An 8,741-nucleotide genomic window follows, 5' to 3' on the forward strand; every position below is an offset into this window, starting at 1 on the left:
GCGTCACGACGACGGCGCGGGCGTCACAGTGACGCTGCGGTGGGGTTGACGGCCTGCTCGACCGTCGGGTACGTCCGCAGCACCTCGACGAGCCCGCAGACCTCGAGGATGCGCAGCACATCGCGCTGCGGGGCGGCGAGCCGTACGCATCCGCCGGCCTCGTCGCAGCTGTTCTTCGCGTGGATGAAGGTGGCCAGCCCGGTCGAGTCGCAGAACGAGACCTGCGTCAGGTCGAAGACCAGCCGGCTGCGGCCCCGGTCCAACAGGTCGGTGATGTGCTCCTGCAGCCGCGGCGCGGTCACCGGGTCCAACTCGCCGACGACCGATACGACGGCGACCTCGCCGTGCTGTTGGATGTGCACCGTCAACGACATCCGCCGGACCTCCTGCTACCAGCAAAACGGTAACCCACCAGGGGGTGTTACGCGGTCCAGGAGGTTGATCCGGCCCTCGCCGCCGGCCTCGTGCTCACCCGGCGGTGAAGATGCCGGCGGCGAGGGCGAACAGGGTTCCGGCGGCCGACGCGCAGCAGCAGACCAGCCCGGCGGCGACCACACCGAGGATTGCCCAGACCCGCCGGTCCCGGGCCATCACGCGCAGACTGGGCCGGGGCCGGGGCCGGGGCCGGGGCCGGGGCCGGGGCTGGTCGCCCGTCGGCGGATTCTCCCCGCCACTGGCGACCGGACGTTCGCTGCTCACGCCCCGGAAGTCTAGGCGGGATCCGCACCGGGCAGGATCAGGTGATGGAGCTTGTGTCTGTTGACGACATCTGGAGTGCGTCCGCCGATATCACCGGCCAGGTCCTCCGTACCCCGCTGATGCGGGCCCCGTGGGATGCGGAGCTGTGGCTCAAGGCGGAGAGCCTGCAGCCGGTCGGCTCCTTCAAGCTGCGGGGCGCGACCCACGCGGTGGCCCGGCTCACTGCGGAGCAACGGTCGGCCGGCGTGGTCACCCACTCCTCGGGCAACCACGGCCTGGCGTTGGCGCACGCGGCGACCGCCGCCGGTGTGCCGTGCCGGGTCGTCGTACCCGAGGGGGCGCCGGCGGCCAAGGTCGACCGGATCCGGGCGTACGGCGTCGAGGTGGTGACCGTGCCACCGCCGCGCCGCGGGGCCGCGGCGCAGCAGATCGCGACGGAGACCGGCGCGGTGCTGGTGCCGCCCTTCGACGACCGGCGGATCATCGCCGGCCAGGGCACGATCGGCCTGGAGATCGTGGCGGACCTACCCGATGTCGATGTGGTGCTGGTGCCGGTCGGCGGGGGCGGGCTGTCGTCCGGCGTCGCGACCGCGGTCCGGGCGCTGCGGCCGACGGCGGCGGTCATCGGCGTGGAGCCGGAGTTGGCCGCCGACACCCGGGACTCGCTGGCGGCCGGGTCGGTGGTGTCGTGGGGCGAGGAGCGCACCTACCGGACCTGCGCCGACGGGCTGCGCCTGCCGCCGTCCGAGCTGACCCTCGCGCACCTGCTGGCGCGGCTGGACGGGATCGTGACCGTCACCGAGGACGAGATTCGGGCGGCGCTGAGCCGGCTGGTCCGCGACGCGCGGCTCGTCGTGGAGCCGAGCGCCGCGGTGGCGGTCGCCGCCCGGCTGTTCCGCCGCGCCGAGCTACCCACCGGGCGTACGGCTGCCGTGGTGACCGGTGGCAACGTGGAGCCGGCCGTGCTGGCCGCGGCGCTCGCCGACTAGCTCCCGGCGCGGCCGAGCTGGTCGAGCAGCCAGGCGTTGATGAACGCCTCCTCCCGCCAGGCGTCGTACCGACCGCTCGGCCCGCCGTGCCCGGCGCCCATCTCGGTCTTGAGCAGGTAGTCACCCCGCGGCGTGGTGGCCCGCAGCCGTGCGATCCACTTCGCCGGCTCGTGGTAGAGCACCCGGGTGTCGTTGAGGCTGGTCACCGCGAGGATCGCGGGATAGTCCACGGCCCGCACGTTCTCGTACGGCGTGTACGACTTCATGTACGCGTACACCTCGGGGTCGTCCAGCGGGTTGCCCCACTCCTCCCACTCGGTGACGGTCAACGGCAGCGACGGGTCGAGGATCGAGCTCAGCGCGTCAACGAAGGGAACCTGTGCGACGATCCCGGTGAACGCGTCCGGGGCGAGGTTGGTCACCGCGCCCATCAGCAGCCCGCCGGCGGAGGCGCCCCGGGCGACCAGCCGGTCGGTCGCGGTCCAGCCCGCCTTGACCAGATGCCGCGCACAGGCCACGAAGTCGGTGAAGGTGTTCTTCTTGGCCAGCATCTTGCCCTGGTCATACCAGCGCCGGCCCAGCTCGCCGCCGCCGCGGATGTGTGCCACGGCGAAGACGACACCCCGGTCCAGCAGGGAGAGCCGGGCGACCGAGAACCAGGGGTCCATGCTCGCCTCGTAGGAGCCGTAGCCGTAGACGACGCACGGCGCGGAGCCGTCGCGCGGGGTGCCGGCCCGGCAGACCAACGAGATCGGCACCCGGGTGCCGTCGTCGGCGATCGCCCAGTCCCGGTGCTGCTCGTAGCCGGCCGGGTCGTACGGGCGGCCATCCGGCCCGGGCAGCACCGGCCGCTGCCGGCGTTGTGTCATCCGGCGGGTGACCAGGTCGTAGTCGTACACCGAGTCCGGGGTGACCAGCGAGGTGTAGCGGAGTCGGAGCTGACCGGTGCGGTACTCCGGGTTGCTGTCCAGGCCGACGGCGTACAGCGGTTCGGGGAAGTCGATGTCGTGCGGGTCGCCACCCCCGATCGGCAACACCCGCAGCCCGGTCAGCCCGTTGGCGCGCAACGTGACCACCAGGTGGTTCTCGAAGGCGTCAACCGCCTCCAGGCGGGTGCCGGGGGAGTGTTCGATGAGCGGCACCCAGTCGCCGGGGGCGTCGGCCGAGGTGTACGCGAGGGCGAAGTCCTCGGCGCCGTCGTTGTGCAGGATCAGGAACCGGTGGCCGTGGTGCTCGACCGTGTACTCCACGCCCTGGCGGCGGGGGGCCACCGGGACCGGGGCGCCGGTCGGATTGCCGGCGGGGATGACCAGGATCTCGCTGGTCACCTTGCTGTGGATGTCAATGAGGAGGAACTTCTCCGAGCGGGTCAGCTCGACACCGACCCAGAACCGCTCGTCGTCCTCCTGGTAGACCACCACGTCCTCGCTGGCCGGGGTGCCCAGCGTGTGCCGCCAGACCCGGTTCGGCCGCCACGCGTCGTCAACGGTGACGTAGAAGAGCACCGAGGCGTCGGCGGACCAGGCCGTACCGTAGAACGTGCCGGGCACCTCGTCGGGCAGCAGTTCCCCGGTGCTGAGGTCCTTGACCCGGAGCGTGTACCGCTCGTCGCCGGAGAAGTCGGTCGAGTATGCCAGCCAACGCCCGTCCGGGCTCACGTCGAAGGCCCCGAGCGCGAAGAAGTCGTGCCCCGCGGCGAGCACGTTGCCGTCGAGCAGCACCTCCTCGTCGGCCAGGGGGGCGCCGTCGCGGCTGACCGGCGGGTCGGTTTCGCCGGTGTGGACGGCCCGGCGGCAGTGCACCCCGTACTGCTGCCCCTCGACGGTGCGGGTGTAGTACCAGTGGCCGCCCTTGCGGGTGGGCACCGAAAGGTCGGTCTCCTGGGTCCGCCGGCGGATCTCCTCGAACAGCTGCTCGCGCAGGTCCGCGAGGTGGGCGGTCCGGGCCTCGGTGTAGGCGTTCTCGGTGGTGAGGTAGGCGATCGTGGCGGGATCGTCCTTGTCGGCGAGCCAGGCGTACTCGTCGGTGACGGTATCGCCGTGGTGGGTTCGCTCGGTCGGCATCCGCTTGGCGACGGGCGCTGGGGTCTCGGTGGTCACGGCGCTACGTTACCGGCCGGGCTGCCCCGCCACCGGCCTGCCGATGATGTAGCCGACGGCGCCCCGCGCCTCGGTGACCATCTGCTTGAGACGGCCGGGTCGAGGTGCATCGGGTTGCCGGGCTGCTGCTGCAGCGTCATTGTGGCGCAGCGGGAATGCGGTCGCTCGTTCGACGCAAGGGCGACAGAATGGCCGCGACCATGGTGATCGGGTATGGGGGCGTCGGTGAGCGTGTCGCTGGGGACGACGTTGCGGCGATGGCTGCGCAATGTGAGTGGCAGCTCGAGCGATTTGCCTGAACGTGACTATCTGCCTGAGCTGCTGCCCGTCGAATGGCTGCGTGCTGGGGCTGGCGGGTTCGATCGAAGTGTTAGTCCAGCGGAGTTTTCTGCCGGGTTGCTGGCGGTGGCCCGCGATGGCGAGCCGGGTATGCGGGCCGCGACCGTGGATGCGCTTGGTTCCGCCGAGACGCGGTGGTGGTTGGCGGTGGATGGAGCGTTACGGAAGCAGTGGTGGTCGGCGCCACGCTGGTCGCGGATCCTCGCGGCGAACTTGGCTGACGGTGAGCTGGAGCTACTGCACTTGGTCATAGCCGGCTGCCACCCCGACGGGCGGATCCGCGAGGCGGCGGTCGTTCACCTGGCTGATCAGGCGCACCCGGCAGCGCTGGCGGTACTGGCGCTTCGGACGGTCGACTGGGTCGCTGAGGTGCGTCAGCGGGCAAGGAGCGCGGTGCAGGGTTCACTTTCGTCATCGCAGGGGTCGTTGGCCCAGCTGGCGGAGATGGCGTTCGCCCTGCGCGGTCGGGGTGAGGGCGCCTGGCTGGTCGAGCGCGTCGAGGGTGTCCTGTGGGACCTGCCGTTGGATGGCTTGGAGCCGTTGCTGATAGCGCGGGATCGCCGGACCCGGCGGGCGGCGTACCGCGCTGCGACAGCTGGAGGCCTGTTAAGTTTGCGCCGGTTGACAACGGTCGCGATGAAAGACGACGACCTGCCGATTCGGGCCCTGTGCGCCCGGGCTGCCGTGGAGTCCGCGACGAGTCCGGCTCAGCTGCGCGGGCTGGTTGTCAGCCCTACCGCGCTGGTCCGGGCTGAGGCGCTGCAGGCCGTGACCGCAGTCGGTGATCTGGAGGCGGCTGAAGCGGCGCTGCCTGATCGGCATCCCCTGGTGCGGGCCATCGCGCAGGCCGCGCTCCGCCGCAGCGGCGCGGATCCAGCAGAGTCTTATCGCCTGCTCGCTGTGGGGGAGTCACCGGTGCCGGGGGCGATTGCCGGGCTGGGCGAGACCGGTGAGGCCGAGGACGCCGGCCTGGTTCGACGATGGCTGGCGCATCCACGTTCGCGTGGTCGGGTCGAAGCGGTCCGAGCGTTGCGTCGCCTCAGCGTGACCCCGTCGGCTGAACTGGTACCGCTGCTGCGCGACGAGTCTGGAGCGGTGACCCGCCAGGTGGTGGTTGCCCTGCGGCACGACCTCGGCATCCTTGACCTGGGAATGCTGCAGGCCCTGCTCGGTCCGGGCAACCCGCCTCATGTCCGGTTCGCGGGCTACCGGCTTCTGACGGCGGGGAACGCCTGGCAACGGCTGATCACCAACCTGCGGCTGATCGCTGATCCCGACGACCGGTTGCGTGGCAGTGCGCGGGCGGACCTCACCGGGTGGCTCGATCGGCAGGCGGCTACGACCTACCACGGGCCGTCCCGCGAGCGTACGGCCGAACTCGACAAGCTGATCGAGCGTGCTCGCCCGATCCTGGGCGAGCACAAGGTCCGGTTGCTGCGGTTCCACGCCGGCCTGCCCCCGCAGGCGGCGCTATGACCAGCAGGCGACATGCCTCGTCCGCTCAGCGACATTGGTGGCCACCGGGGACCGGCGCCGTGGTGGCGAGGAACTGGCGCGGTGCCGCGGCTAGCTGGCGTCGTTGCGCAGGACCAGGATCGCGATGTCGTCCCGGGGCGTCTCGGTGGAGAACCCGAGCGCGGTCGAGCGCAGCCGTGCCGCCACCACGTCCGCCGAGTAGCCGGCGAGCGGCGCCGTCGCCTCCCGGAGCCGGTCCACCCCGAAGAGCTCCCGCCCGCGTCGCCGCTCGGTGACTCCGTCGGTGTAGAAGACCAGTGCCTCGCCGGGCTCCAGGGTGAGCTCGGTGGCCGGCGAGGAGATCGAGTCGAGTAGCCCGAGCGCGGTGCCGCCGGTGCCGACGAACCGGGCCGCACCGGCGGCCGTCAGCAGCACCGGCCGGTCGTGCCCGGCGAGGTGCAGGCTGACCTCCAGTTGGTTACCCGCCTCCAGTTGGTTACCCGCACCCGGTCCAACCGCGGCCAGGGCCAGGGTGCAGTAGCGCCCGCCGCCCCGCTCGACCAGTGTCTCGTTGAGCCGGATCAGCGTCTCCGACAGTGGCTTGCCGTCCCCGATCAGCGTCCGGATGACATCCCGGACCAGGCCGGTGAGGGCGGCCGCCTGCACTCCCTTGCCGGAGACGTCACCGATCACCACCAGCCACCGCCCATCCGGCAGCGGCAGTACGTCGTAGAAGTCGCCGCCGACGTCCGCGTCGTCCCCGGTCGGGACGTACTCCGCGGCGAAGCCGATCCCCGCCACCACCGGCAGCACGGGCGGCAGCAGCGACTGCTGGAGTGCCTGGGCGACCCGGCGGCGCTCGGCGTGGATGCGCGCATTCTCGATCGCCAGCGCCGCCCGCCGGGCCACATCCTCCAGTACGGCGACCTCGTCCGGGTCGTGTCGGTGTCGCTGGTGCCGGCCAACAGCGAGGGTCCCGAGCCGCTGGCCGCGGGCGATCAGCGGGACGGCGAAGCCCTCGGTCGGTGCGCCGAGCGGGAGCTGGGTGCCCTTGCGGGAGGCCTCCCGCAGCCGGGACTGGACCGATTCCGGCCCGGTCTCCGCCAGTACGGCGTGCAGCTGGGGCAGCATCGACTCGTCCGCGTGGCTGGCCGCCGCCAGGCGCAGCCGCCCCCACTCATCGCTGGTGTGTACCGCGCACCACTGCCCCAGGCGGGGCACCACGAGCTGCGGGACGAGCGCCATGGTCAACTCGACGTCGAGCGACTGGGCGAGCAGCTCACTCGCCTCGGCGAGGAAGGTCAGCCAGGCCTGCCGGCGCAGGTCGGCCCGGTGTAGTCGGTCGTTCTCCAGGTGCAGCGAGAGCCGCTCGGCCATCAACACCGCCAGCGGTTGGGCGTACGCGGACGGTGCCGCGTCCAGCTCCAACTCGCCGACGTACGGCCGGTGCACGGTCAGCGGCACCCGGACCAGATCGTTGTCGGCCCGGGGCTGCCGGCCGTAGCGGGCCAGTAGCTGCGGTCCCTGCCCGTCGCCCCGGTCCAGCCGGACCAGGCCGCCGGCCGCGCCGACCATCTCGGCCACCCGGGCCAACAGGCTGGTCGCGAACTCCGGCAGGGAATCCTCCGCGTACGGGTCGGGTGCGGTCTGCATCAGCTCGCTCATCGCCGCGGCGCTCGGCGGGAAGCTGCCCTCGCTGGCGGCCTGGTCACCCGGCACCGCCGTGGTCGGCCCGGCGGTGCCCGGGAGCCGGCCGGGGTGATCGAGGGAGTCGGACCGGTCGAGTCGGAACCAGACACCCTTACCGGCGGGCAGATACGTGGTGCCCCAGCGGCTGGCGAAGTGGTCAACCAGGAGCAGGCCCCGGCCCCGTTCGGCGATGTCGGCGACGTCGCTGCTCTCGTTGCGAACGCCGACGGTCAGCTCGTCGACCGGCCCGCGGGCGAAGTCGGAGACGGTGACGGTGAGCCCTCTTTGGTCGGCGACGACCTCAAGGTCCAGTTCGGTGCGGGCGTGCTCCACCGCGTTGGTGGAGAGTTCGGTGGTGAGCAGGAGCGCCTCGTTGGTCAGCTCCGCCAGGTCCGCCTCGGTGAGCAGCGACCGGACGAGCGCGCGCGCCGCGGCGGGCGTCCGGGGGTCGGCGGGAAGCCGGACCCGCCGGATGTGCTCGTCCCGGTTTTCGGTCGGCACGGGCCCCCTCTCCGCTGACACCCCCCGTATCCTCCACCGCTGCCGTGGTGGGCGCCAACCGGACCCGGCGGAGGGCCGACGCTGGTCAGCCCGCTGCCGGCGCCAGCTCACGTCGCGTCGGTCTGGCGCGTACCCGGTGCTGGGCACAATAGTGGGAGGTCCGGCCTGCCGGCAGCAGGCGGCCCCGAGCTGAGCGAGGAATGATGACCACGGCGAAGCAGCCGGCGACGGAGCCGTCCGCGCCGGAACCCGATGCGGTCCTCATCGAGCTGACCGAGGCGCTTCGGCGCGTTCGCCACGGCGATCTCAAGGTCCGGCTGCCGCACCGATCGGGCCGGGCGGGCGAGTTGGCGGACGCCTTCAACGAGGTGGTGTCGCTCCAGGAACGGCAGTACCACGACCTGCGCCGGATCAGCCGGATCGTGGGCCGGGACGGGCGACTCGCCGAACGCCTGGACGACGAGGAGCTGGATGGTTGCTGGGCGGAGGGGCAGCAGGCGGTCAATTCGCTCATCGAGGACCTCGGGCGCCCGACCATCGAGATCGCGCGGGTGATCGCGGCGGTCGCCAGGGGCGACCTCTCCGAGCACGTGGCGCTGGAGCTGGACGACCGACCGCTGCGTGGGGAGTACCTGCGGATCGGGCGCACGGTGAACACCGTGGTGGATCAGTTGTCGTCCGTCGCCGACGAGGTGACCCGGGTGGCGCAGGAGGTGGGCGTCGAGGGGAAGTTGGGCGGTCAGGCCGACGTTCGGGGCGCTGCCGGCACCTGGAAGGACCTGGTCGACTCGGTGAACACCATGGGGTCGAACCTGACCGCACAGGTCCGCAACATCTCGCAGGTGTCGACCGCGGTGGCGACGGGTGATCTGGGGCAGAAGATCACGGTTGACGCGCAGGGCGAGGTTCTGGAGTTGAAGAACACCGTCAACACGATGGTGGATCAGTTGTCGTCGTTCGCCGATGAGGT

Annotated in this window: 7 protein-coding genes; 3 read left to right on the plus strand and 4 right to left on the minus strand. The window is 71.8% G+C overall.

The genetic code is table 11. From position 1 onward, the window contains the following. Positions 1–23: 23 nt before the first annotated feature. Positions 24–374: an STAS domain-containing protein gene (locus tag H0524_RS23865; RefSeq protein ID WP_180200659.1), complete on the minus strand. Its 351-nt coding sequence runs from the start codon at positions 372–374 to the stop codon at positions 24–26. Positions 375–468: 94 nt separating this feature from the next. Beyond that, positions 469–699, minus strand: a complete 231-nt coding sequence (locus H0524_RS23870; RefSeq protein WP_180200660.1) for a hypothetical protein — start codon at positions 697–699, stop codon at positions 469–471. A gap of 44 nt (positions 700–743) precedes the next feature. On the opposite strand from H0524_RS23870, the gene H0524_RS23875 reads away from it, so the two are divergent. Further along, a complete protein-coding gene (locus tag H0524_RS23875) occupies positions 744–1,688 on the plus strand; it encodes a threonine/serine dehydratase (protein WP_180200661.1) in 945 nt (314 codons plus the stop codon). On the opposite strand, the gene H0524_RS23880 is transcribed toward H0524_RS23875, so the two are convergent. Continuing rightward, positions 1,685–3,787: a S9 family peptidase gene (locus H0524_RS23880; protein ID WP_180200662.1), complete on the minus strand. Its 2,103-nt coding sequence runs from the start codon at positions 3,785–3,787 to the stop codon at positions 1,685–1,687. The two genes, H0524_RS23875 and H0524_RS23880, sit on opposite strands and share 4 nt — an antisense overlap. Positions 3,788–4,192: 405 nt before the next feature. Between H0524_RS23880 and H0524_RS23885 the strand changes: the two genes are divergently transcribed. Beyond that, entirely contained in the window at positions 4,193–5,602 is a 1,410-nt protein-coding gene (locus H0524_RS23885; RefSeq protein ID WP_309225217.1) for a hypothetical protein, read from the plus strand. A 90-nt stretch (positions 5,603–5,692) separates the two neighbouring features. Here the strand turns inward: H0524_RS23885 and H0524_RS23890 are convergent, their stop codons facing one another. Continuing rightward, complete coding sequence (locus H0524_RS23890) at positions 5,693–7,792, minus strand: SpoIIE family protein phosphatase (RefSeq protein WP_180200663.1); 2,100 nt, start codon at positions 7,790–7,792, stop codon at positions 5,693–5,695. A gap of 182 nt (positions 7,793–7,974) precedes the next feature. Here H0524_RS23890 and H0524_RS23895 point away from each other — a divergent pair. After that, positions 7,975–8,741 (plus strand): HAMP domain-containing protein (locus tag H0524_RS23895; protein ID WP_180200664.1); only part of this gene is annotated, 767 nt, incomplete at its 3' end.

The sequence above is a fragment of the Salinispora sp. H7-4 genome (assembly GCF_013416675.1).
Taxonomy (GTDB): domain Bacteria; phylum Actinomycetota; class Actinomycetes; order Mycobacteriales; family Micromonosporaceae; genus Micromonospora; species Micromonospora vitiensis.